23 protein-coding genes are annotated in these 24,129 nt (G+C 38.4%); 22 read left to right on the forward strand and 1 reads right to left on the reverse strand.

The annotated features are described in order from the left end of the window. From LI241_RS07590 to LI241_RS07695, 22 genes are all read left to right on the forward strand, one after another. Positions 1-1,374 carry a GTP pyrophosphokinase family protein gene (locus tag LI241_RS07590; protein ID WP_008688526.1) on the forward strand — a complete coding sequence of 458 codons (1,374 nt, stop codon included), beginning with the start codon at positions 1-3 and terminating at the stop codon, positions 1,372-1,374. A 78-nt stretch (positions 1,375-1,452) separates the two neighbouring features. Then, entirely contained in the window at positions 1,453-1,998 is a 546-nt protein-coding gene (locus LI241_RS07595) for a SpoIIIAH-like family protein (RefSeq protein WP_008688524.1), read from the forward strand. 39 nt (positions 1,999-2,037) lie between these two features. Further along, complete coding sequence (locus tag LI241_RS07600) at positions 2,038-2,367, forward strand: Asp23/Gls24 family envelope stress response protein (RefSeq protein ID WP_008688522.1); 330 nt, start codon at positions 2,038-2,040, stop codon at positions 2,365-2,367. Between the two features lie 44 nt (positions 2,368-2,411). Further along, entirely contained in the window at positions 2,412-3,311 is a 900-nt protein-coding gene (locus LI241_RS07605) for a 5'-nucleotidase (protein WP_008688520.1), read from the forward strand. Between the two features lie 86 nt (positions 3,312-3,397). Next, positions 3,398-3,778 carry a transcription antitermination factor NusB gene (nusB, locus tag LI241_RS07610; protein WP_008688518.1) on the forward strand — a complete coding sequence of 127 codons (381 nt, stop codon included), beginning with the start codon at positions 3,398-3,400 and terminating at the stop codon, positions 3,776-3,778. Then, positions 3,775-5,103 (forward strand): exodeoxyribonuclease VII large subunit, encoded by a 1,329-nt coding sequence (xseA, locus tag LI241_RS07615; RefSeq protein WP_008688516.1) that lies wholly within the window; start codon positions 3,775-3,777, stop codon positions 5,101-5,103. The genes nusB and xseA overlap by 4 nt, the downstream gene beginning before the upstream one ends. Continuing rightward, positions 5,103-5,315 (forward strand): exodeoxyribonuclease VII small subunit, encoded by a 213-nt coding sequence (xseB, locus tag LI241_RS07620; protein WP_008688514.1) that lies wholly within the window; start codon positions 5,103-5,105, stop codon positions 5,313-5,315. The genes xseA and xseB overlap by 1 nt, the downstream gene beginning before the upstream one ends. Next, a complete protein-coding gene (locus LI241_RS07625; RefSeq protein ID WP_008978360.1) occupies positions 5,308-6,150 on the forward strand; it encodes a polyprenyl synthetase family protein in 843 nt (280 codons plus the stop codon). The genes xseB and LI241_RS07625 overlap by 8 nt, the downstream gene beginning before the upstream one ends. A 12-nt stretch (positions 6,151-6,162) precedes the next feature. Further along, positions 6,163-8,022 (forward strand): 1-deoxy-D-xylulose-5-phosphate synthase, encoded by a 1,860-nt coding sequence (gene dxs, locus LI241_RS07630; RefSeq protein WP_008688510.1) that lies wholly within the window; start codon positions 6,163-6,165, stop codon positions 8,020-8,022. 9 nt (positions 8,023-8,031) lie between these two features. Further along, complete coding sequence (locus tag LI241_RS07635; RefSeq protein WP_227151118.1) at positions 8,032-8,811, forward strand: TlyA family RNA methyltransferase; 780 nt, start codon at positions 8,032-8,034, stop codon at positions 8,809-8,811. A 4-nt stretch (positions 8,812-8,815) separates the two neighbouring features. Next, positions 8,816-10,471, forward strand: coding sequence for a DNA repair protein RecN (gene recN, locus LI241_RS07640; RefSeq protein ID WP_008688506.1), 1,656 nt, complete (start codon positions 8,816-8,818; stop codon positions 10,469-10,471). Positions 10,472-10,530: 59 nt separating this feature from the next. Continuing rightward, positions 10,531-11,544: a SpoIVB peptidase S55 domain-containing protein gene (locus LI241_RS07645; protein WP_026006720.1), complete on the forward strand. Its 1,014-nt coding sequence runs from the start codon at positions 10,531-10,533 to the stop codon at positions 11,542-11,544. Between the two features lie 174 nt (positions 11,545-11,718). Continuing rightward, positions 11,719-12,549: a sporulation transcription factor Spo0A gene (gene spo0A, locus LI241_RS07650; protein ID WP_008688501.1), complete on the forward strand. Its 831-nt coding sequence runs from the start codon at positions 11,719-11,721 to the stop codon at positions 12,547-12,549. Positions 12,550-12,644: 95 nt separating this feature from the next. Then, positions 12,645-13,817, forward strand: coding sequence for a DNA polymerase IV (dinB, locus tag LI241_RS07655; protein ID WP_008688500.1), 1,173 nt, complete (start codon positions 12,645-12,647; stop codon positions 13,815-13,817). A 66-nt stretch (positions 13,818-13,883) separates the two neighbouring features. Continuing rightward, positions 13,884-14,489, forward strand: a complete 606-nt coding sequence (locus LI241_RS07660; protein WP_008688498.1) for a stage II sporulation protein M — start codon at positions 13,884-13,886, stop codon at positions 14,487-14,489. Positions 14,490-14,525: 36 nt separating this feature from the next. Next, positions 14,526-15,188, forward strand: a complete 663-nt coding sequence (locus tag LI241_RS07665; protein WP_117547586.1) for a tRNA1(Val) (adenine(37)-N6)-methyltransferase — start codon at positions 14,526-14,528, stop codon at positions 15,186-15,188. Between the two features lie 176 nt (positions 15,189-15,364). After that, positions 15,365-16,276 (forward strand): tyrosine recombinase, encoded by a 912-nt coding sequence (locus LI241_RS07670; protein WP_008688493.1) that lies wholly within the window; start codon positions 15,365-15,367, stop codon positions 16,274-16,276. Beyond that, positions 16,263-17,453: a phosphopentomutase gene (locus LI241_RS07675; protein WP_008688492.1), complete on the forward strand. Its 1,191-nt coding sequence runs from the start codon at positions 16,263-16,265 to the stop codon at positions 17,451-17,453. Before LI241_RS07670 ends, LI241_RS07675 begins: the two co-directional genes overlap by 14 nt. Before the next feature lie 21 nt (positions 17,454-17,474). Continuing rightward, positions 17,475-18,308 (forward strand): Mrp/NBP35 family ATP-binding protein, encoded by an 834-nt coding sequence (locus LI241_RS07680; protein ID WP_008688490.1) that lies wholly within the window; start codon positions 17,475-17,477, stop codon positions 18,306-18,308. A gap of 206 nt (positions 18,309-18,514) precedes the next feature. Then, positions 18,515-19,798: an adenylosuccinate synthase gene (locus LI241_RS07685; protein WP_227151120.1), complete on the forward strand. Its 1,284-nt coding sequence runs from the start codon at positions 18,515-18,517 to the stop codon at positions 19,796-19,798. Between the two features lie 387 nt (positions 19,799-20,185). Beyond that, on the forward strand, positions 20,186-20,764 hold the full coding sequence (locus tag LI241_RS07690) for an ANTAR domain-containing response regulator (RefSeq protein WP_008688483.1): 579 nt from the start codon (positions 20,186-20,188) through the stop codon (positions 20,762-20,764). Positions 20,765-20,780: 16 nt separating this feature from the next. Further along, a complete protein-coding gene (locus tag LI241_RS07695; protein ID WP_008688482.1) occupies positions 20,781-22,394 on the forward strand; it encodes a CTP synthase in 1,614 nt (537 codons plus the stop codon). 295 nt (positions 22,395-22,689) lie between these two features. On the opposite strand, the gene purB is transcribed toward LI241_RS07695, so the two are convergent. Further along, complete coding sequence (gene purB / locus LI241_RS07700) at positions 22,690-24,120, reverse strand: adenylosuccinate lyase (protein WP_008688480.1); 1,431 nt, start codon at positions 24,118-24,120, stop codon at positions 22,690-22,692. Positions 24,121-24,129: the final 9 nt, after the last annotated feature.

Below are 24,129 nucleotides of genomic sequence, written 5' to 3' on the forward strand. Positions count from 1 at the left end.
ATGCGTTTAAAGCTATTTGATACAATTGATGAGGCATTAGCGTTGCTAGAAGAAAATAATGCATTTTATCATGAAGTGGAAAAAGATATTCGTAAAGCGCTAAAAGACTTATTTGCTAATAAAACCGAGATGATCGTTGATGTGAATTCGCGCGTCAAAAGCAAAGAAAGTCTACGAGAAAAGATTATCCGCAATCGGTTTTATGTGGACTATCAAAATGCGCAAGATATTTTGGACAATCTAAGCGATTTGATTGGTTTTATTATTGAATGTCGTTTCATTGAGGATGAATATAAAGTATTAAATATCATTCGCGAACGTATGAATGTTCGTAATGAAGATGATGGGTATTATTGCAATGAGGCGCATCCACTATTTTATTTGGATTGTGCTTCCCGCCAACCACAAATTCAAAAAAATGGATTTGCCATCTATCGCATTGACGGTTACTATCTCAAAAATGGTGTGAAGGTGAATATGGAATTGCAGATAAAAGCACTGGTACATTCCTTTTGGGGAGAAATTGAGCATAAATTGGTTTATAAGAACACCAATTATTATGTGTACGATGATTTTATGAAAGATTTATTGGCCAGTATCAAAGCCAACCTGACAATAACCGATCGCCAGCTTAACATTATTTATGATCAGATGCAGTCAACATCCTTAGGAGATGCCAATATTACCGAATCAAGTTTTGAAAAACAAATCAGTAAGGCAATTAATGATTTATTCGCGACGAAAATGAATGAATCTATTGGTTTTACTATGAATCTAAAGAACACTTCAACGATTTTAGGTCATTATATCTTCATTAAGGATATTCGCTATGATGGCGGAAATAATGACCGTATTGCGACTTTGTTTCGGACGTTTAAGAAATTGAACTCCATACATATGGACTTTGAAAATGAAATTGTGATGGAGGAAGGTTTTTATTCACAAGATGTTTTTGTTCATATCTTAGGGACCTATTTACTCTCCATCATTAATGAAGACTATGATTGGTTTGTCTTCTTTAATATGTTATTTGCCATTGAACCAGGGAATAATATGGAAGACTTCAGTTTGTTCTTAACGGTAATTCGCAATTATTTGGTAGACAATTACTGGCTAAACACAAGCTTTGTACGTCTGCCGATGGATCAGAGTGATTTATTACATGATGAGTGTTCGCGAATGTTGGCGAATTCACTTTGTGAAATAGGAACGATCAAGATTATTCACGATGATAAGATGATCGCCATAAATAAGGCTTTTGTGAAGTTTATTGAAGAATTGGAAAAACGCGTCATCAGTTATTCTGATTTTATGCAGTATAAGGAAGCGTATTATGATGAATGGATGACACGTATGCGCAAGATTTTCAGTTGAGCCTATCTTTTTGAAACCTAATAGACATATTAAGATGCCCTTTTGCATAGTAGTGTAGTAGCAAGGAGGGCATTTTCTATGAATAAACAGGCACTTGCATTTCTGACCATGTTTTCATTAATTTTGATGTTAAGTGTATACTATGTCACGCTGCCAAGTGATACAACAGCAGTGATGAAGGAGAATACGCCACAAGAAGAAACTGGCGATTCTAACAGTAAAGACAAGATAGAAAATAAAGAGACGAAAACAGGGAAACAGGAAGAAAGCAAGGATACATCCAAAGTGAATGAGGCAGCGAAACTGCAGGAAGAAATTGACAAGAAAAAAGATAGTGAAATTAACAAAAACAGTTCGGTTCTATCAAAAGGTGATGCAGATGAAACAGCGAAAAAGCAGGCATTGACAACGATGGAAGAATTAAAAGATGACAAAGAAATGCAACAGAAAGTTGCACAGGCATTAAGTAAAGAAAAATTGAATGTAGCAGTTGAAATTAAGGATAATACATGTATCGTGAATGTATTTGATAAAAAAGATGAAAAAAAATTAGCAAATGAAATCATGAAAACCGTCAGTGAAGTAACAAATCAGAAATATTTCATTGAAGTCACTTTCAAATAGGAATGGTTTTTGTTATAATAGTTCCAGAGGGTGATAACTATGGCACAAGAATACATTGCTTTGAAGGAAAACAATAACGATGGTATTATCGCATTGAGCAAATCAGCTTTTCAGACGATTGCCAAGATTGTTATTGAAGAAGACGAAAATCTTAAGCTCGCAGAAACAAGTACACCATTTAAATATCCGCTTGTTTGTAAAATTGCGAACGATCAGCTGATTTTAACGATGGATGTAAAAGTGAAATACAGCGTGAATGTAAACGATGTATGCAGTAAACTGCAGGGTAAGATCTTTGAAAATATAGAACACATGACGGGCTTTCAGCCTGACCAGATTGATATTCGCGTCAGTGGCTTTATGTTTTAGAGAAATCCGCATGGATTTCTTTTTTTTGAGTTGGAGGTGAAGATATGGCGGTTAGCTTAGAGGATTGTTTGGTGATCGGAATCAGTTCAAGAGCTCTTTTTGATCTAGATGAAGAAAATCGCATTTATGAAGAAGAAGGTTTAAAAGCATATGCGGACTATCAGATTGCTCATGAAGATACGATCTTAAAGCCGGGAAGTGGTTTTGCATTAGTAAAAGCTTTATTAAAATTGAATAGTAGATTTGATAAACGTAAGGTAGAAGTGTTGATCATGTCGCGAAATTCAGCAGATACTTCTTTGCGCATTTTCAACAGTATAGCGCATTATCAGTTGGATATCAGCCGCGCTGTATTGAGTGGAGGTGCTGCTTTATCTCCTTATCTTTCTAGTTTTGGGGTTGATTTATTTCTAAGTGCCAATGAAGAAGATGTCAAAGCAGCCATCCAAGCTGGTTTTGCGGCTGGACGTATTTATACCAACGCTATTCAGGACTTTGATCCGATGCAAGAGATTGAGCAAATACGAATTGCATTTGATGGGGATGCTGTTTTGTTTAGCGATGAGGCAGAGCGCATCTTTCAGGAAAAAGGCTTGGCAGCCTTTGTGGAAAATGAGCAAAAAAAAGCTCTTCAACAATTGCCGGCTGGACCATTTGCGCGTTTTTTAAAAACCATCAGCGATTTACAGAATCATATGGATAGTACACAATCTCCCATTCGCACGGCTTTGGTAACTGCTCGCAACGCTCCAGCTCATGAACGTGTCATACGGACCTTACGGGCTTGGGATGTACGTATTGATGAGGCATTTTTCCTAGGTGGAATAACCAAAAAAGATGTTTTAAAGGCATTTGCGCCCCATATCTTTTTCGATGATCAGAAAGTGCATGCCGATGTGGCATCTCAAGTGGTACCTAGTGCACAGGTTCCATGGAAGGAATAAGAAAACTTGCATGTTTCAATCAAATACATAGTGGTTTTACATCATTTTATGATAAAATAAAAAAGAATATACAGGAGGATCAGAATATGGCAGTAAGCAGACATGAATTAAGAGAGAAGGCAATGACTTGCCTGTATCAGCATTTTCTTCTCAATAAAGATATTAAAGAAACAGTTTTTGAAAACAATGACAGTAATGAAATAGATCCATTTCTATATACAGTAACCATTGATGCCATAAAATATGAAGAGGATTATATTCAGATGATCAATGAAGCCTTGCGTGAAGATTGGACATTTGAGCGTTTGGGTTATGTAGAAAAAGCAATATTGATCATGGCAGCCTGTGAATTGGATATGGAGATCGCTCCTAAACCAATCGTAATTAATGAGGCAGTGACATTAGCAAAAAAATATTGTGATGAGGAAACATATAAACTCATCAATGGGGTTTTAGATCGTTTATGAAACTACCCCTTCTTAGTGTTTATGATCTTGTCCATTATCTGAAACAGACACTTGATCATGATCCTAATCTGCAAACGTTACTGATTCAAGGCGAAATTTCCAATTTTACCAATCATCGTAGCGGTCATTGGTATTTTACGCTGAAAGATAAAAAGGCTAAAATCAGTTGTGTGATGTTTTCTTCGTATGCTAGTCGCTGTTCTATTTTATTAAAAGAAGGTATGAAGGTCATCGTCAGAGCGGAAGTTTCAATGTATGAGCCACAAGGCAGCTTACAGTTATATGTAACACATGTACAAGTGGATGGCTTAGGTGATTTGTACTTAAAGTTAGAAGCGGTGAAGAAGCAGATGGCGAAGGAAGGTTTATTTGCTTTGGAGCGTAAGAAAGCTTTGCCCTTATATCCCATGGATATAGCCGTAATCAGCGCAAAAAGCGGAGCAGCCGTGCAAGATGTTTTGACAACAATTGCACGACGTTGGCCGTTAGCAAATGTTCATGTTTATCCAAGTCTTGTGCAAGGAATCAATGCGGCAGATGATCTTATTCGTAATCTAAAAAAGGCTGATGAGATGGAACATGATGTGATTTTGTTGGTTCGTGGAGGCGGAGCAATTGAAGATCTTTGGTGTTTTAATGAAGAGCGTGTTGCACGTTGTATCAGTTCGATGAAAAGTGTTGTCGTGACTGGTGTAGGGCATGAAACAGATACGACATTAGTTGACTATGTGAGTGATGCCAGAGCGCCAACGCCCACGGCTGCTGCGGAATTGATAACACCTCAACGTGAAGAAATCCTTATGCAGCTTATGCATTTAAAAAGCAGGATGAAACAAATCATGAATCATCGTTTGCAAGAAGAAAAGGCTGTCCTTGAATCTTTAAAGCAACATCGTTATATGAGCGATCCCTTATCTTATATCCGTGAAAGTCAGATGAAATTAGCGATGCAAGCACGGGAAATGGGAATGATCGAACAGCGTCTGTTAAAACATCGTCATACAGTACAGGAATATGCAAATCGATTGGCACATCAATCGCAACAGATTGCACAGAAAAAACAAGCGGAAAAAGCAAAGGTTTGGATACAGCTTGCACATGCGCTACAAGAATATCAAAGGAAACAACAGACAACATTATATAAACAAATATCCTTACTAGATGCCTATAGTCCGCTGAATGTTTTAAAGCGTGGTTATGCGATTGCTGAAACTAAAGATACATTGATTAAATCTATTGATGATGTTCAAGAAGAAAGTCTTATGCGCATACGTCTTGTGGATGGCTTTCTGCATGCTTGTGTAAAGAAAAAGGAGAGATTATAATGGAAGAAAAACAATCATTTAAAAATTCCATGGCGCGATTAGAAGAAATTGTATCATTATTAGAACGAAATGAAATAGAATTAGAAGAAGCCATCAGCTTATTTGAAGAAGGGCTGAAGCTCGTAAATTCTTGTGATACGCAGTTAAAAACCTTTGAAAATAAAGTGGCTCAGCTTTTAGCTGCTTATCAGGAGGATGCAGGTGATGAATAACTTTGAAACATATTTGCAGCATATATGTGATGCTTTGCAAGATTCCAAAGTAAAAGATGCCATGCAGTATTCTTTAATGGCAGGAGGTAAAAGAATACGTCCGCAAATTTTACTGGCAGCTTTGCAATGTTATGGCATAGAAGAGCGTGTTGGATATCCTGTTGCTGCAGCTATTGAAATGATACATACCTATTCTTTAATTCATGATGATCTTCCGGCAATGGATGATGATACGCTGCGCCGTGGTAAACCGACTTGTCATGTGCAATTTGATGAAGCAACTGCCATTTTAGCAGGAGATGCTTTACTAACGCAGGCTTTTTTACTGGGAGCTATGGCAAGTGAGGATGCGATGGTGAATTGTGCTATCGTAAAAGCATTAAGCAGGTATGCTGGAGCAGATGGTATGGTACTTGGACAGATAAAAGATTTAGAAGGTGAAGTAAAGGAAGATCTTACCTTGGCGGAACTAAAAGATATTCATTATTATAAGACCGGACGTTTATTAACGCTTCCTTTGGTATGTGCGGCTTATCTAACACACCATGAAGAAGATATTCCTGCTTGGGAGCAAATCGGTAGTGATTTGGGCTTATCTTTTCAAATCCAAGATGATATTTTGGATGTTACGAGTACCGTTGAGGAATTGGGTAAAAATATCAACAGTGATGCGCAGAATAATAAACGCACCTATGTTTCTTTACTTGGTATTGAAGAAGCGCAAAAAGAGGCATCCTTCTATTATGAGCGGGCGCAGCAAAGACTGCATGAACTGTTTGATGATGCGCATGCCTTGGATGCCATCTTTGTGGCTTTAACAAAGCGTAAAAACTGATGAGGTGATCATGTGAATATATTTGATATTAAAAGTCCATCGGATATCAAGTCCTTATCCTATGCACAGTTGGAAGATCTTGCCCAACAAATTCGCATTTTTTTAATTGAGAGTATTGCGAAAACAGGAGGACATTTGTCAAGCAATTTAGGTGTCGTAGAATTGACACTAGCGATGCATTATGTCTTTGATACACCACAGGATAAGTTCATTTTTGATGTTGGGCATCAATCGTATGTACACAAAATATTAACTGGACGTGCGCCGCTGTTTACGCAACTGCGCCAATACAAAGGCATTGCCGGCTTTCAGAAACGCAAAGAGAGTGAGCATGATGCATGGGAAGCAGGGCATTCTTCTACTTCTTTATCTGCCGCTTTAGGGATGTGTGTGGCACGGGATCTGAATCATGCTTCCTATCAGGTTGTTCCTGTAATTGGTGATGGAGCTTTAACGGGTGGTATGGCCATGGAAGCATTAAATCAAATTGGCAGTGAACAGCGTAATATGGTCATTATTTTCAATGATAATAACATGTCAATCTCCAAAAATGTCGGTGCAATGGATGAAACCTTTACTCGGCTTCGTACAAGTAAGCCATATAATACTTTAAAAGAAGATTTAAAAGGTGCTTTATCAACCTCTAAAATGGGGAAAAGTGTTTTAGAATCCATGAAAAATATCAAAAATGCGGTAAAAGAAAATGTTGTGGATACTTCGATTTTCGGTGATTTTAATTTGGATTATATCGGTCCGGTAGATGGTCATGATATTCGTCGTTTGATCAAAGTGTTAGAAATAGCAAAGCGTCATGATGGCCCGATTGTCGTACACGTATTAACAAAAAAAGGAAAAGGGTATCCTTTTGCGGAAGAAGATAAAGAAGGAAAATGGCATGGTGTATCGCAGTTTGATCCTAAGACCGGTTGTTCCTTATCACGTATGCCAAATGGGCAAAAAAGCTGGAGTGAAGTCATATCCAGTACACTTTGTGATTTGGCAAAAGATAATAAAGATATCATAGCAATCACCCCTGCTATGAAAGGTGGCAGTAAGTTATCTGCTTTCTTTGAGCAATTTCCTACGCGTAGTTTTGATTGTGGTATAGCCGAGGAACATGCGATGACTTTTGCGGCAGGATTAGCTGCAAGTGGGAAACGTCCTTTTATCTCAGTATATTCTTCCTTTTTGCAGCGTGCCTATGATCAAATCAGTCATGATGTAGCTCGAATGGATCTGCCTGTTGTCATTGGCATTGATCGTTGTGGCTTAGTTGGCGAGGATGGTGAAACCCATCATGGTGTTTTTGATATTGCCATGTTGCGTCATATCCCGCATATGATCTTAGCACAACCAAAAGATGGCGATGAGGCACAACAACTTTTATACACAGCTTTTACGCAAGAACACCCTTTTGCATTACGCTATCCGCGTGGAAACACTCCCTTTCATAAGGTAGATACATATCATCCTGTGCGTATTGGCAGTTGGAGCATGCATAAGATTATGGAGACGAGTAAACTTTGTGTAATCACCTATGGAGATAATGTGGATAAAGTTATTTCTAAGGCGCGCATCAATGGACTAGCGATTACCGTTGTAAATGCACGATTCTTTAAACCTCTGGATGAAGAAATGCTGAATAGCATTTGTCAAATGGAAGAACCTGTCATCATCTATGAAACAGATATGTTAGCTGGTGGTTTAGGCAGTGCGATTTTAGAATATGCGAATGATCATGGCTACCAAAAACATTTTGTACGTATCGGTATTGATGATCATTTTGTAGAACACGGCAGTATACCGCAATTAAAGAAATTGGAACGTTTAGATATCAACACGCTTTGCGATATTATCGCAAGCTATTTGTAGAGGATGCCTATGCGATTAGATCAAAAAATCGTTGTCATGCGTAGAGATCTATCACGCTCTCGTGCACAAGATATGATCAAAGAAGGCCTTGTGCAGGTTAATGGACAAACCATCACCAAAAGTAGTTATGCTATAACAGAAGAGGATGAAATTGTCATTTTCGAAGCAGATATGGTATTTGCCAGTAGAGCTGGTTTTAAACTATATGATGTCATAGATGATTTTCAGTTACAACTAAAAGATCGTGTGTGTTTGGATGTGGGTGCCAGCACGGGAGGATTTAGTGATGTCTGTCTTCAACAAGGTGCTCAAAAGGTATATGCTGTTGATGTAGGAAAAGATCAATTGATTGAGCGATTGCGTAAGGATAAACGCGTCGTAAATATGGAAAATTGCAATTGTCGCTATTTGCGCAAGGATATGTTTGATGATGCAATTACCTTTGCTTGTATGGATGTCTCTTTTATTTCCGCAAAACTCATTTTACCAGCAGTATTCTCGGTGATGAGTAAGAAAGAACTTGTTGTTTTGATTAAACCGCAATTTGAGGCAGGGAAAGCTTACGTTGGAAAACATGGCATTGTTAAAGATGCCAAGGTGCACATGCGCGTGTTGCAAGAGATGGTTGACTTTGTAAAAGAACAAGGACTTTATGTTCATCATTTACAAGAAAGCAGCATCTTAGGAAGAGATGGCAACCATGAATTTGTCATGCACATTTGTGATACCTACAAGCAGCAGCTATTTGATTATCATACAATCGTCATGAACCATAAGAAAACGAGGTGATTCTATGCTGACACAAATTTATGTCAAAGATTTTATTTTGCTGGATCATGTGAATTTAACATTGGAAGACCATATGTCTGCTTTTACTGGTGAAACAGGAGCAGGTAAATCGCTGTTGATGGATGCCATAGGAATCTTAAAAGGAGATCGCATCAGTGCCAGTATGGTAAAAGATGGTAAAGATAAAGCAATTATCGAAGGAGTCTTTCAAGTGCCTTCTCACCACGCTGTAAGAAGCTTATTAGATGAAGCGGGATATACTTTGGAAGATGATTTGCTCATCGTAACGCGTGAATTTAGTAAAGAAGGCAAAAGTGTCGCACGTATTAACCAAAGAACAACAACGATTGCCTTTTTAAAAGAAGTTATGGCAGCTCTAGTTGATTTACATTCCCAACATGATACACAATATTTATTGAATCCCAAATATCATCTATCTTTACTGGATCGTTTTCTGCAACAAGATGCATTACGCGAGGATGTTCGTGATACCTATCGTGTTTTTAAGAAATGTGATGATGAGCTTTCACAACTGCTGCATGCAGATTACAGTGAAGATGATTTAGAATTTCTCACATTTCAGTTAAATGAAATTGATGAAGCAATGCTGAAAGAAAATGAATTAGATGAATTAGAAGAAGAATTGCGTCATATGATGGGTTATGAAAAGGTCAGTGCCGGTTTACATGCCGCAATTCAATTATTGGATGAAGAAGAGGGTGGATTGCCTATTATCTATGAAGCGGCTCATCAATTAAGTGGATTGCATTATGATGAGACACTGGATACATATGCACAGAAGTTAAATGATGCTTATTATGTGATGCAAGATCTTACTGAAGAAATCAAAGAATATGTACAAAGCCTAGAATTTGATGAAGAACATTTCCATGAATTGCAGGATCGTATTTCTTACATACATAAAATTTTTCGTAAATATGGAGGAAGCTATGATGCTGTTTGTGAAAAACGCGATGAGCTAGATCGTACCATTGATGGTATCTTACATCGTCAAGATGCTATCACAAAATTGGAAAAAGCCCGACAGAAAGCTTATGCGGCATATGAGACGCAAGCAAAACAACTGCATACGTTGCGCATGGCGAAAGCAAAAGAATTGGAAGAACTTGTTGTTACACAGTTGCGTGATCTAGAATTGCCCAATGCACGTTTTCATGTTTCAATTGAAACATTTGCAGGCAATGCCACCGGGATGGATAAGGTGGAATTTTTAATATCGATGAATGCTGGAGAACGCTTAAAAAGTCTTTCAGCAACGGCTTCCGGTGGTGAATTATCGCGTTTTATGCTTGGCATGAAGACGGTATTCACACGTTTGCAAGGTATTGAGACTGTTATTTTTGATGAGATAGATACTGGTGTCAGTGGCAATGTTGCCTTTGCTATTGGTAAAAAGATGCAGGAGCTGGCAAAAGATGTTCAGGTTTTCTGCGTAACACATCTGGCTCCAGTAGCAGCTTGTGCGGACCATCATTATGTAGTAGAAAAGTTACAGGAAAATGATCATGTCAAAACACAGATCCATGTATTAGATGAACAAGAGCGTATCATTCAACTTGCTAGTATATCTAGTGCATCACAAAGTGTTTCTGCGCATGCCATGGCAAAAGAATTATTAGAAAAAGCGCGAAGAGATTAATGATTTTCTTTGACTTGTTTCACTTGACACAGGACAAACTAGCCCTGGGAGGTGATACTTTGTCAAAGAAATTTTTAATTTTACTAAGCTGTTTCATTTGCCTATTCATTCATCCTTCAATGATCTGTGCCAATGAAGGTATTTATTTAGGCGGAGATAGCGTTGGTATTGAAGTTTCTTATGATGGTGTACTCATCAGTGGGACGTATCACTTTACGATACAAAATAAAACGTATACACCGGAAACCTATATTCAGAAAAAAGATATCATAAAAAAAATCAATGGCGTCACGGTAACAAGCATTGCTGATATGCAAAGGGAACTGTTGACCTATCAAAGAACACAATCAAAAGATAGTATTCCTATCACTGTTCTTAGAAAGAATCAGCTCATAGAAACATCATTGTTTAATGTGTATGATGAAACAGACAAGGTATATAAGTGTGGTTTATATGTAAAAGATAAAATTGTCGGTGTTGGTACCTTGACCTATTATGATCCTAGCAATCATACTTATGGAGCACTTGGGCATGAAATTATGGATACGGATTTGCAGGAGATAGCGGATATTCAAGCAGGAAGTATTTATCCGGCGAATGTATCATCTATTCAAAAAGCACAGCAAAATCATGCCGGAGAAAAACGCGCCACCATTGATTTTACTAGAGTCTTGGGAACGATTCGGGAAAATACGCGTATTGGTATTTATGGAACCTATGTACAATTGGGAAGGAATGCGCCTCTCATGGAATGGGCAGATGCGCAAAGTGTACACAAAGGGAAAGCCCAGTTGTATACGGTTTTACATGGTGACGAAGTACAAGCTTTTTCCATCAATATCACCAAGATTCATCATCAGCACATCGGTGATGTAAAAGGTATAGAATTTATTGTTGACGATCCTGTATTATTAGCACAGACAAATGGTATTATTCAAGGCATGAGTGGTTCACCTATCGTCCAAGATAACAAAATCATAGGAGCAGTTACACACGTTATTACGAATGATCCTATTCATGGATATGGTGTCTTTATCGAATGGATGTTATCTAATTCTAAGAAACTTGCGTAATTACGACATTATTCGACTTACACTTTGGTGTTATCACAGAAATGACGGCATAAAACGTCGTCATTTTTTCATAATTTGAAAAAATTTGTAAATTTCTTTACGGTGTTCGACAAATTCATTGTTATTTCTCATTTAGAATTCTTATAATTAATAGGGAAGGAGAGAAAGAAATATATGAACAACAAACTTAGCGTCTATCTTGTCGATGACAGTCTGGAAATGATTCACTCTATGAAAGCAGCATTCGCAAAGAGTGATGCATATCAGATCGTAGGCAGTGCCACCAATGGTGAACAATGTCTTGTAGAGCTTCATGGGAAACACATTGACATCCTCGTACTGGATCTGCTGATGCCAAAGAAGGATGGGATCAGTGTTCTGCAAGATTTAAAGAAAAACAACATTGAGGTAGCTCACATCATTACCACAACACCATTTGTGAATGATTTGATCGTATCACAAGTGCAGAATTTTCGGATCGACTACATACTCATGAAACCTTTTGAGATGGAGGAGCTTGTCGATAAGCTAAACTTCATCGTTGGCTTTACCAGTAAACAAAAGAAAGGCAATGGCTTGCGGGTGAATCTTGATGAAGATGAAAAGAAACGCCTTGCCAAATTAGAACTGGAAAGTGAGATTACGGAATTACTCCATGAGATCGGTATACCCGCACATATCAAAGGCTATATGTACTTACGAACAGCTATTTTAGAAACTTATCTAAATGTTGATTTCTTAGGTCAGATCACCAAAGTCTTATATCCGGAGATTGCTCGTAAATATGCAACGACCGCCTCACGTGTGGAAAGAGCCATTCGTCATGCGATAGAGGTAGCTTGGAATAGAGGGAATATTGATGCCATTGATGATATTTTTGGTTATACGATTTCTGCTAGTAAGGCAAAACCAACCAATTCGGAATTCATTGCGATGATTGCCGATAAATTACGTCTTGAGCATCGTTTAAAAAACAAAACAGCGATGATGCAAACTTATCGCTAGCTTTTCTTCCTGAAATCCTTTATAATGGTCAAGGTAAGCGGATGAATCATCATGTACATTTGATGTTTTATTAACCAAAATAAAGGATGTTGGATATGGCAGGAAGAGTTATATTTCATATTGATTTAAATGCGTTTTATGCAAGTGCGGAGGTTTTGAAGAATTCTGCGTTGGAGGGACAACCGGTTGCTGTAGCCGGATTGCATCGCAGAAGTGTTGTCAGTACGGCAAATTATGAAGCTCGTAAATGTGGAGTTCATAGTGCTATGCCATTATTGATGGCTTTAGAAAAATGTCCGCAGCTGGTAGTTGTACAAGGTGATTTTTCCTGGTATGAAGAATTAAGTAATCGTTTTTTCACCTATCTGCGTAAATTCACCCCTTGTATTGAACCGGCTAGTATCGATGAATGTTACATGGATGTTACTGATATCATAGGTAATTATAAACGACCGCTAGATTTGGCATGGATCATTCAGAAACGTGTCTATGAAGATTTGCGGTTACCATGCAGTATAGGAGTAGGACCAAATAAGTTTTTAGCAAAGATGGCGAGTGATATGCGAAAACCTATGGGAATCACGGTATTGCGAAAACAAGAAGTGCCATCTAAGTTATGGCCACTACCAATCACAGATATGTGGGGCATTGGTAAGAAAAGTGTGCCATTATTAGAAGAACGTGGAATTCATACCATTGGCGATTTGGCTGATCCATCAAATGAAACGATGCTAATGACACTGCTTGGCAAGCAGGGGTATATGGCCATTCAACATGCGCGTGGAAATGGCAGTAATCGTTTATCCTATAACACCAGTGTGCAATCCATTTCACAATCAACGACACTGGATCGTGATATCATAGAATACGATGAAGTAAAAACTGTTTTTCGCCGTTTAGCTCATTCTTTGAGTCAACGAGCAAAACAAGAAAAAATCAAAGGTTCTTTACTATCCATTTCTATTCGATATTATGATTTTACCAATGCTGTTCGCTCACAGTCTTTACAAGGCTATACGAATGAGGAAACCATTTTATTGGAAACAGCATTGCTATTGTTTGATCAAAATCACAACGGTAAAGAAATCCGTCATCTTGGAATCGGATTAGGATCGCTTTACAGTGAAGAAACCAGTGTTACACAAATTGACATGTTTCAAGAACCCGTAGAAGATACAAACGATGTTGCTATAGTGTTGAAACAGTTGAATAAGCAACTTCCTGGTGCAAATCTGATCAGTGCCGCGCAGCTTAAGAAAAAAATGTAGAAATATGACGAAGAAAAGAAGGGGTGAACTCTTCTTTTTTTTCATATGCTGAAGTGAGGTGAGCATATGAAAAAGAAACATCATTATCACGGCTTTTTAAAGAAATATCAAAATGTCTATTTGTATATTGCTATCTTGGTTGGTTGTGGACTATGCATGGGTATTATCTTATCGAATTACATAGATGTGAATGATATTCAAAATCTTTCTGCTTATTTAACGACCATTGATTCCAATGTCAATAAGTATGACTATTTTATATCACAATTCTTTTTGGGAATTCTTTTTATTTTATTTGTCTTTTTGTTGGGGACAAGCATTGCCGGCATCCCCATTATTAGTTTCGTTGTGTTTACCAAGGGATTACAAATCGGCTTCTCTTGTGCGCTCTTTGTGGCAACCTATCAGATGAAAGGAATTGTCGGCATTTTGTTGACACTCTTACCCCAGGTTGTGTTTGACCTACTTGCTACGTTTTTGATTTCTGCCAGTGCAATTCAATTGTCAATGTACATCGTTTATAGTTGCACAAACCGTGAACGCCTAGACTTTCGTAAATTATTTAATACCGTACTTAATGATATCTTTATTTGTTTTCTGATTATGCTAGTGGGGGCATATTTGAAATCAACGATTGTTATTGAATTCATTAAGCTGTTTAATTTAATGTGATTTTCCTGTATAATACTACATACAGGAAGTGAGAAGATGAACGATCATTATACGTATGATTATATACATGGTACAACTACTTATGTATATCAACGAAAAGACATGTTTCGCATAAATACTGATACCAGTCTTTTAGCCGCATTTATGCAGATAAAACAAGGAGAGCGCATCTTAGATATTGGAACGAACAATGGAGCTTTACTGGCAGTGGCTGCAACAAAGCAGCCCGCTTACCTATATGGTGTAGAAATTCAAGAAGCAGCATGCAAGTTGGCTGAACATAATTTAAAAGATTGTGGTGTGCCATTTACAATTTTAGCAGGCGATGCAGGTAACATGACGCTTCCTAAGGTAGATGTTGTGATATGCAATCCACCTTATTTTAAGGTCAATACGCATGCAAATCTCAATGAGAGTGATTATTTGCGTATTGCCCGTCACGAGTGTTACCTGCCTTTTCCTTTATTGTGTAAACAGGCAGCTTCCACGCTACAAGAAAAAGGCCGTTTTTATTTGGTACATCGTGCGGATCGGATTGGCGAATTGATGAAAGAATTGTTACAACATCGATTCGGTGTGCGTACCTTACAATTTGTTTATGATCAAAATAAAGAGGAAGCCATCACTGTTTTAATTGAGGCAATTAAAGATGGGGGGCATCATACACATGTATTACCACCAATCATGCTAAAGCGATGATGTAAAGTATCAATCGTAAGATTGTTCAATCTCAATACTATTTTAGATTGTCACGTATATATTTCTTTTTTACGGTTAAAAGATAGGATATTGAAGTGTTTCTGCATGTAGTAAGGATATAAGCCTATCCATACCAAAAAGATAAAAACTGTGCTATAATATCACATGGTGAGATTATGCAGATAACTGATGCGTTTGAAGATTATCTTCATTATATACAAGTCGTAGAGAATAAGTCCTTAGCAACCGTGGCATCCTATCGTAATGATCTAAAGGAATACCTCGCTTTTTTAGACGCACATGGATTTACGGCTATTGAAGATGTAACCTACATGGATCTGCAAGATTTTCTCAAAGAACAAAAAGTAAAGAAAAAAACGAGCAGTGTCAATCATATGATTACTTCATTGCGCATGTTTCATCGCTATTTGACGATGACATACCCTAAAATTCCCGATGCAACCTTACACATACGCTCTTCCAAAACCGCAAAGAAATTACCGACCTATTTTAATGTGGCGGATATTGAACGCTTATTAGATAGCTTCCAAGACAGTGATATGGACATATTCCATAAGGCTTTATTAGAAGTACTTTATGGCTGTGGCTTGCGAGTAAGTGAGCTGACGCATTTGCGTTTAAATATGACACATTTAGAGCAGGGCTTTCTCAAAGTGCTTGGTAAAGGAGAAAAAGAGCGGATGGTGCCTATGCATCAGCGCAGCGTACATGCGTTGCAACAGTATTTAGAATTTGTTCGCCCACAATGGGTGAAACAGCGAAGTCCTTTTGTGTTTCTTAACTCACGAGGACAGAATGTTTCAAGACAATATGTACATAACCTGATTAAGAGCAAACTTACAGCACTTGGCTTAGATGAACGTTTATCCGCACATAGCTTTCGTCATAGCTTTGCCACACATCTTTTAGATGGTGGTGCTGATCTTCGCGTTGTACAGGAGTTGCTGGGACATGCGGATATCGCTACGACACAAATTTACACCCATATTCAAAACAAACGATTACAAGATGCTTATGCATCTTTTCATCCAAGATCAAAGGAGGAAGACGACCATGAAAACATATAAACGTGTATTCGCCATCGTTGTAGATTCCCTTGGTGTTGGGGCTGCCCCTAATGCCAAGGCATATGGCGATGAAGGATGTGATACCTTAGGCCATATTGCTATGCATATGGAAAATTTCCATATCCCAAATTTAGCAAAACTAGGACTTGCCAATCTGCATCCTATGCAGCATGTAGCAAGCGTACAAGAACCTATGGGATATTATACCAAAATGATCGAGCGCAGTGTCGGTAAGGATACGATGACCGGTCATTGGGAAATGATGGGGTTATATATCGACACACCATTTCAAACATTTACAGAAAGTGGCTTTCCTAAGGAGCTGCTTGATGAGCTGAGCAAACGCACCGGCCATAAGATTGTCGGAAATAAAGCAGCAAGTGGTACCGAAATTTTAGATGAGCTGGGCGAACACGAAATTGCCACCGGAGATATGATTGTCTATACTTCCGCAGATAGTGTCTTGCAGATTTGCGGTAACGAGGAAACATTTGGTTTAGACGAATTATATCGCTGTTGTGAAATCGCCAGAGAGTTGACCATGAAACCGGAATGGAAGGTAGGACGTGTTATAGCCCGTCCATATATCGGCAAGAAAAAAGGTGAATTCAAGCGTACGGCAAATCGCCATGATTATGCCTTAAAACCATATGGGAAAACGGTATTAAATGCCTTACAAGAGCATGGGTATGATGTTATCAGTGTTGGTAAGATCAATGACATCTTTGTAGGCGAAGGCATCAGTGAAGCGTATAAATCAAAAAGCAGTGTGCATGGTATGGAGCAGACAATCGATATCATGAAAAAGGACTTCCAAGGCTTATGTTTTGTAAATCTTGTTGATTTTGATGCTTTGTGGGGGCATCGCCGTAACCCTGTTGGCTATGGGGAAGAGCTAGAGCGCTTTGATGAAAAACTCGGCATCGTATTAAAACAGCTAAAGGAAGATGATTTATTAATTATCACTGCTGATCATGGAAATGATCCTACCTATAAAGGCAGTGATCATACCAAAGAAATGGTGCCAATGCTTGCCTATAGTCCATCTATGCAAGGACATGGCTTATTAGCATTGCGCGATAGCTTTGCGGATATCGGTGCCAGCATTGCGGAAAATTTTGCAATTGAGATGCCAGAGAATACGATTGGAACAAGTATGCTGGCTTTATGGAAATAAATAAGTAAAGGAGTAGAGAACATGAGTAATTGCAGTAGCTGTCCTAGTAAAGGGACCTGTGGGAAGAGTGAAGATACCTGTGGTATCCAGAACAATGCCCGCAACAAAATCAAACACGTCATTGGCGTGATGAGTGGAAAAGGTGGCGTAGGTAAAAGCTCAATGAGCGTTTTATTAGCAAAAGAGCTGCGTCAAAGAGGCTATCAGGTCGGTATCATGGATGCCGATATCACCGGGCCAAGTATTCCAAGACTTTTAGGCTTGGAACATGAAAAGGCATATGGCACAAACGATGCTATTGAACCTGTCATTGATAAAGATGGTATTAAAGTAATGTCTTTGAACTTTTTGATGGATGATGAAAATCAACCGGTTGTATGGCGAGGTCCCATCGTTGGAAATGCTGTTCGTCAGTTTTGGACAGATGTCGTTTGGGAAGAATTGGATTATCTGCTGATCGATATGCCACCGGGAACTGGTGATGTCGCATTGACTGTTTTACAAAATATGCCGGTGAATGGCATTGTGATGGTATCTACACCACAACCTATGGTATCAATGATCGTATCGAAAGCCATTAATATGTGTAAGGAAGTAAAGGTGCCGGTTTTGGGTATCATCGAAAACATGAGCTATGTCGTTTGTCCAGATTGTGGTCGCCATATTGAAATATTTGCACATAAGAATACAGATGAATTCTTACAGAGCAACGACGTTGAATTATGGGCTGAATTACCAATGATGGATGCCATTTCACAGATTTATAAAGATGATGACTTCACCCCTGAAACAGTAAAAAAAGTCCAGAAATTAATTGCACCTGCTGTTGATAAATTGGAAGCGTGCATGAAATAACGAAAAAGGGCATAAAATGCCTTTTTTTAGTGCCTTTTGCAAGATTACTCACTTATGTGATACTGCTAAATCTATCTAAATGTAACAATTCCCATTTATTTTCATGAAAAAAATATTTCCATTTACCATAGATTGTGCTATATTAGTAAAGGATTTTTTATAAGTCTTAACAACTGGGCTTTAAAAACCCGCAAGGAGGAATTTTTATGCCAGGTTATGTTGTTGTAGGAACACAGTGGGGCGATGAAGGAAAAGGAAAAGTCGTCGATTATTTAGGTTCCCATATGGATTATGTTGTTCGTTTTCAAGGTGGTAACAATGCCGGACACACAGTTGTTGTCAATGATGATAAGGTGGTTCTCCATTTGTTGCCAAGTGGCGTTTTACAAAAAGCGTTGTGTATCATTGGACCAGGTGTTGTTGTTGACCCTTTTGTCTTTTTGGAAGAAATTAAGGCATTAGAAGAAAAAGGTCTGCCTACGGAACATGTCAAGATTTCTGATTGTTCCCATATCATTATGCCATATCATATGCGTTTAGATAGTTTGCAGGAAGCTCAATTGCAGGAAGCAAAAATCGGTACGACGAAACGTGGCATTGGTCCATGCTATGCTGATAAGTATTCTCGCATCGGCTTGCGAATGGGAGATCTAAAAGATTTTGAACAGTTTAAAAAGAAATTAAAACGGGCTTTAGAAATGAAAAACATCCTCTTCCATCAAGTTTATCAGGATGAAGGATTCGTATATGAAGACATGGTGCAGCAATTTGCCGAGATCAGAGAAAAACTATTACCTCGTATCGTCAATGCACAGTTGCTAGTTAATGAAGCATTAGACACAAACAAACAGGTGCTGTTTGAAGGTGCCCAAGCGGCAATGCTGGATATCAATTATGGTAACTATCCATATGTGACAAGCAGTTCACCAACAAGTGCCGGTGTATGTACAGGTGCCGGTGTTGCACCACAGAAGTTGGATGTGATCATTGGAATCGCCAAAGCATATTCTACGCGTGTTGGAGAAGGACCTTTCCCATGTGAATTATTTGATGAGGAAGGCGATACACTGCGTGAAAAAGGTGGGGAATATGGTGCTACGACCGGACGTCCACGCCGCTGTGGTTGGCTGGATGTCAATGTTGTACGACATGCCGCAATGATCAATGGATTAACCGATCTTGTCATCACCAAGTTAGATATTTTAAGCGGGTTTGATAAAATCAAAATGTGTGTTGCCTATGAGATTGATGGACAGCGCTATGATTACATCCCAAGCAATATTGAAGACTTGCAAAAAGCAAAACCTATTTATGAAATATTCGATGGATGGAATGAGGATATCGCAAACATATCCCATTATGATGAACTTCCTGAGAATGCCAAAATTTATTTGCGTCGCATTGAAGAATTGTGCCATACGAAAATCTCTATGATATCTGTTGGACCAGAGCGTAATAGTAATATCATCGTTCATGAAATGTTAAAGTAAGCTTTATATATATTATAAAATAAGTATTGAACAAAGGCGTTCAAAGGATGAAACTAGATGTTTCACTTCCTTTAACGCCCTTTTTAATTTCATAACCAGAAAGAAATAGCGACTTGTAAGGGAAGTGTTAAAACTTTTAATAACATTTCATGATTAGACAACTGCGAATTTTAAGCATGGGATCATGCAACCTGTGATTGCATAATACACGCTTAGATAGTATTCTAGCTCTTGTTCTACACCATACTAACTATGAATCGATATATATACGAATAAGGCTATCGGTCTACTGCAAACAAGGATTTGTGCATTAAAACTAAATGTAAAAACTATCCAAATGAAAACACACAAACAATAACTTGATACGATTAAAAGAGGTGATGATCTATGATTCGTGTATTGATTATATCTGGCAGTAAAAAGACAACTGAATGCATACGCGAATTTTTAGCATGTGAAGATGACCTCAGTATCACGATCAGCACCCATGCAGCGCACGCTCGCCGTCTTTTTATGACAGCTGCCTATGATTTCATTATCATAAACTATCCGCTTCCAGATGAAGCAGATTATCGTCTGGTATTGGATATGAATGTGAAAAACAATGCCAGCATCTTATTGCTGGTACATCATGAGAAATTAAAAAGTATTGAGGATCGCATGCAGAAAGCCGGTATCATGACCGTTGGAAAACCAATACATCAACATACGCTGTTTCAGCTTTTAAAATTTGCCATACTTACTCAACGCAAACAAAAACAACATCAAAAAGATGAACAGCTATGGAAACAACGTCTGCAGGAAACCAAGGTTATCCAGCAAGCAAAGTGTCTGTTATTAGAACATGAACATATGAATGAGCAACAAGCACACAAATATTTAGAGAAAAAAGCAATGAATGCGCGACTCACACGCTTACAGCTAGCAAAAGCGGTGATACGAAAATATGAAAATAAAACCGAATGAGAAAGGATATATATCTATGTGTAAATTTATCTTTATTACCGGTGGTGTTGTATCCGGCTTGGGAAAAGGCATCACCGCAGCATCTTTAGGAAGACTATTAAAAGCAAGAGGACTGAAAATCTCAGCGATGAAAATGGACCCCTATGTCAATGTAGATCCGGGAACCATGAGCCCTTATCAACATGGTGAGGTCTTTGTGACCGAGGATGGCAGTGAAACCGATTTGGATTTAGGTCATTATGAGCGTTTTATTGATGAAGATTTAAACTGCTATTCCAACGTAACAACTGGGAAGATCTATTGGAATGTCTTACAAAAAGAGCGTCGGGGAGATTATCTTGGTCAAACTGTTCAAGTCATTCCCCATATTACCAATGAGATTAAAAGTTATATTTATATGGCTCAGAAGAAAACGCAAGCAGATATTTTATTATGCGAAATCGGTGGAACTACCGGGGATATTGAGAGCCAGCCATTTCTTGAAGCGATTCGTCAAGTTGCGCTTGAACAGGGACGTCAAAACTGTTTGTACATTCATGTGACGCTTATCCCTTATATACAAAGCAGCCAAGAGCATAAATCAAAGCCAACACAGCATTCGGTAAAAGAACTACAATCGTATGGTATCTCACCGGATATTTTGATTGCAAGAGTCAATGAACCATTAGAAGATACGATTAAAGAAAAGTTATCATTATTTTGCAACGTACCTAAGGAATGTGTCATTGAAAATCGAACGATGCGCTCATTGTATGAGGTACCTTCGATGTTACAAAAAAATGGATTAGATGAGATTGTGCTGAAACATTTTAACTATTCGTTACCATCAGCTGATTTGCATCAATGGGAAGAATTAAGTGAAGTCTTTTCCAGTATTCAAGAAGAAGTTACGATTGCCCTGATTGGGAAATACGTGAAGCTCCATGATGCTTATTTATCCGTTGTTGAAGCACTTCATCATGCCGGTTTAAAAAACAAAGTTCACATTCAAATCCGCTGGATAGATTCAGAAGAATTAACAGAGGAAAGCGTAGCTGAAAAATTAAGTGGCTGTCATGGTATATTAATACCTGGAGGGTTTGGTAATAGAGGCATAGAAGGAAAGATCGTTGCTGCCAATTATGCCCGTATCCATAACATTCCTTATTTAGGGATTTGTTTAGGGATGCAGATTGCTGCTATTGCTTTTGCCCGCAGTGTATTACAACTTAAGGATGCCAATTCTGCAGAGTTTGATAATGACTGTCAGTATCCAATCATCCACTATATGCAAGAACAAAGAGAACTGCTTTCAAAAGGTGGAACAATGCGTTTAGGGGCGTATCCTAGTACCATTAAAAAAGGAACGCAATTGGAAAGAGCTTATCAAAAAAATCATATCGCAGAACGACATCGTCATCGCTTTGAATTTAACAATGCCTATCGCGCATCTTTCGAAGAACATGGCATGTGTATCAGTGGGGTATCACCTGATGATGCATTAGTCGAGGCTATTGAGTATTCTGCCAATGATTTTTATATAGGCGTACAATATCATCCGGAATTTAAAAGCCGCCCACATCGTGCACATCCTTTATTTATAGACTTTATTAAATATGCAAAACAATTGAATAAGAGGAATTGCGAATAACAAAGCAGTATCTTTATGAATAGGAGAAACCATAAAAAGTGCTTTATATGCTTTTTATGATAGTCTATGATAATTCTTTATAAAACGACACAGTCCTACATATGAGTGTGTCGTATTTTTTATAGAAAGGAAAGGGAGGGTATATGTTAGGCTGCATGAACGTTATAGGCAAACACTATTTTCCTACTCCTATTATTTCTTCTTTCAGATAAGCTAAAACCGATTCGCTTTAACGTAAAAGAAAAAGACTGTGTGTCGTACAGTCTTTCTTATACAAAGCAATGCTTATTGCTTTTTATACTTGAATATCGGCATGTATTCCCAATGCGTTTTTTTCTTTGGCTAGAATAGGGTCAATGAAGTCATGGAAATATTCTTCCGTTTGCTGTGGCGCACGGCCAACAAAATTTTGTGGATCCATGATGGCTTCTAGCTGTTCCATATGCATAGGGAACATTTCATCCTCGGCAATACGTGCAAGCAAATCGTTTTCCTTTCCTTCTTCTTTCACCGCTTTTCCAGCCTCCATAGAATGAATACGAATGCGTTCATGCAGTTCCTGACGATCTCCGCCGGCTTTTACCGCATCCATCAATATAGTTTCGGTAGCCATGAAAGGGAGTTCTTTCATCAAATGTGCATGAATGACTTTTGGATATACAACTAAGCCATCCGTAATATTCAAATAAAGATCAAGAATACCATCTACAGCTAGAAAGCCTTCCGGTATACTGATGCGTTTATTAGCTGAATCATCCAAGGTTCTTTCAAACCATTGCGTTGCAGCAGTTAATGCCGGATTTAATGCATCCGAGATGACATAATTAGCTAAAGAAGCCATTCGTTCACTGCGCATAGGATTGCGCTTATAAGCCATAGCACTGGAACCGATCTGTCCCTTTTCAAATGGTTCTTCCACCTCTTTTAAATGCTGTAAAAGGCGAATATCATTTGAAAACTTATGTGCACTTTGGGCAATATTGCTTAATGCCTGAAGTATACGAGAATCAATTTTACGTGAATAGGTCTGGGTAGATACTGGATAGCAATCTGTATAACCCATTTTTTTTGCGATACGTTTGTCCAGTTCCTTAACCTTTTCATTGTCATTGTCAAACAATTCCATAAAGCTTGCTTGTGTACCGGTCGTACCTTTACAGCCTAAAAGTTTTTTATGCTCTAGTAAATAGCAAATTTCTTCATAATCCAACTGTAGATCCTGTGCCCAAATGGCAGCACGTTTACCAAGTGTGGTTGGTTGGGCTGGCTGAAAGTGGGTGAATGCTAAGACCGGAAGATCTTTGTAGGTCAATGCAAATTTTTTCAATTCCGCCAAGACGTTCACGATTTTGTTTTTTACCAGTTCTAATGCTTCATACATGAGGATGAGATCTGTATTGTCACCAACATAGCAGCTAGTCGCACCTAAATGGATGATACCTTTGGCTTTTGGACATTGCACACCATATGCATACACATGGCTCATCACATCATGGCGCACGATTCTTTCACGTTCTTTCGCCACTTCATAGTTGATAGTATCTTTATTCTCAATCAATTCATCCAATTGTTCCTGAGTGATATCCAATCCTAATTCTTTTTCGCTTTCCGCTAAAGCAATCCATAGCTTACGCCATGTTTTAAATTTCTTATCCTGTGAGAATATTTGCTGCATCTCTTTGCTGGCGTAACGCTGTCCCAGCGGGCTTTCATATCGATCGTACATATAAGCTCC

Source organism: Longicatena sp. 210702-DFI.1.196 (assembly GCF_020563125.1).
Taxonomy (GTDB): Bacteria; Bacillota_I; Bacilli_A; order Erysipelotrichales; family Erysipelotrichaceae; genus Longicatena; species Longicatena caecimuris.

Bases quoted from the DNA above. Each gene is read 5' to 3' on its own strand.
- LI241_RS07690 (WP_008688483.1), top strand. From the start codon at position 20,186: ATGATTCGTGTATTGATTATATCTGGCAGTAAAAAGACAACTGAATGC.
- LI241_RS07605 (WP_008688520.1), top strand. From the start codon at position 2,412: ATGGCGGTTAGCTTAGAGGATTGTTTGGTGATCGGAATCAGTTCAAGA.
- LI241_RS07695 (WP_008688482.1), top strand. From the start codon at position 20,781: ATGTGTAAATTTATCTTTATTACCGGTGGTGTTGTATCCGGCTTGGGA.
- LI241_RS07600 (WP_008688522.1), top strand. From the start codon at position 2,038: ATGGCACAAGAATACATTGCTTTGAAGGAAAACAATAACGATGGTATT.
- LI241_RS07680 (WP_008688490.1), top strand. From the start codon at position 17,475: ATGAGTAATTGCAGTAGCTGTCCTAGTAAAGGGACCTGTGGGAAGAGT.
- LI241_RS07595 (WP_008688524.1), top strand. From the start codon at position 1,453: ATGAATAAACAGGCACTTGCATTTCTGACCATGTTTTCATTAATTTTG.
- recN (WP_008688506.1), top strand. From the start codon at position 8,816: ATGCTGACACAAATTTATGTCAAAGATTTTATTTTGCTGGATCATGTG.
- LI241_RS07625 (WP_008978360.1), top strand. From the start codon at position 5,308: ATGAATAACTTTGAAACATATTTGCAGCATATATGTGATGCTTTGCAA.
- spo0A (WP_008688501.1), top strand. From the start codon at position 11,719: ATGAACAACAAACTTAGCGTCTATCTTGTCGATGACAGTCTGGAAATG.
- LI241_RS07660 (WP_008688498.1), top strand. From the start codon at position 13,884: ATGAAAAAGAAACATCATTATCACGGCTTTTTAAAGAAATATCAAAAT.
- LI241_RS07685 (WP_227151120.1), top strand. From the start codon at position 18,515: ATGCCAGGTTATGTTGTTGTAGGAACACAGTGGGGCGATGAAGGAAAA.
- xseA (WP_008688516.1), top strand. From the start codon at position 3,775: ATGAAACTACCCCTTCTTAGTGTTTATGATCTTGTCCATTATCTGAAA.
- LI241_RS07675 (WP_008688492.1), top strand. From the start codon at position 16,263: ATGAAAACATATAAACGTGTATTCGCCATCGTTGTAGATTCCCTTGGT.
- LI241_RS07635 (WP_227151118.1), top strand. From the start codon at position 8,032: ATGCGATTAGATCAAAAAATCGTTGTCATGCGTAGAGATCTATCACGC.
- xseB (WP_008688514.1), top strand. From the start codon at position 5,103: ATGGAAGAAAAACAATCATTTAAAAATTCCATGGCGCGATTAGAAGAA.
- LI241_RS07590 (WP_008688526.1), top strand. From the start codon at position 1: ATGCGTTTAAAGCTATTTGATACAATTGATGAGGCATTAGCGTTGCTA.
- nusB (WP_008688518.1), top strand. From the start codon at position 3,398: ATGGCAGTAAGCAGACATGAATTAAGAGAGAAGGCAATGACTTGCCTG.
- LI241_RS07670 (WP_008688493.1), top strand. From the start codon at position 15,365: ATGCAGATAACTGATGCGTTTGAAGATTATCTTCATTATATACAAGTC.
- LI241_RS07665 (WP_117547586.1), top strand. From the start codon at position 14,526: ATGAACGATCATTATACGTATGATTATATACATGGTACAACTACTTAT.
- dinB (WP_008688500.1), top strand. From the start codon at position 12,645: ATGGCAGGAAGAGTTATATTTCATATTGATTTAAATGCGTTTTATGCA.
- purB (WP_008688480.1), bottom strand. From the start codon at position 24,120: ATGTACGATCGATATGAAAGCCCGCTGGGACAGCGTTACGCCAGCAAA.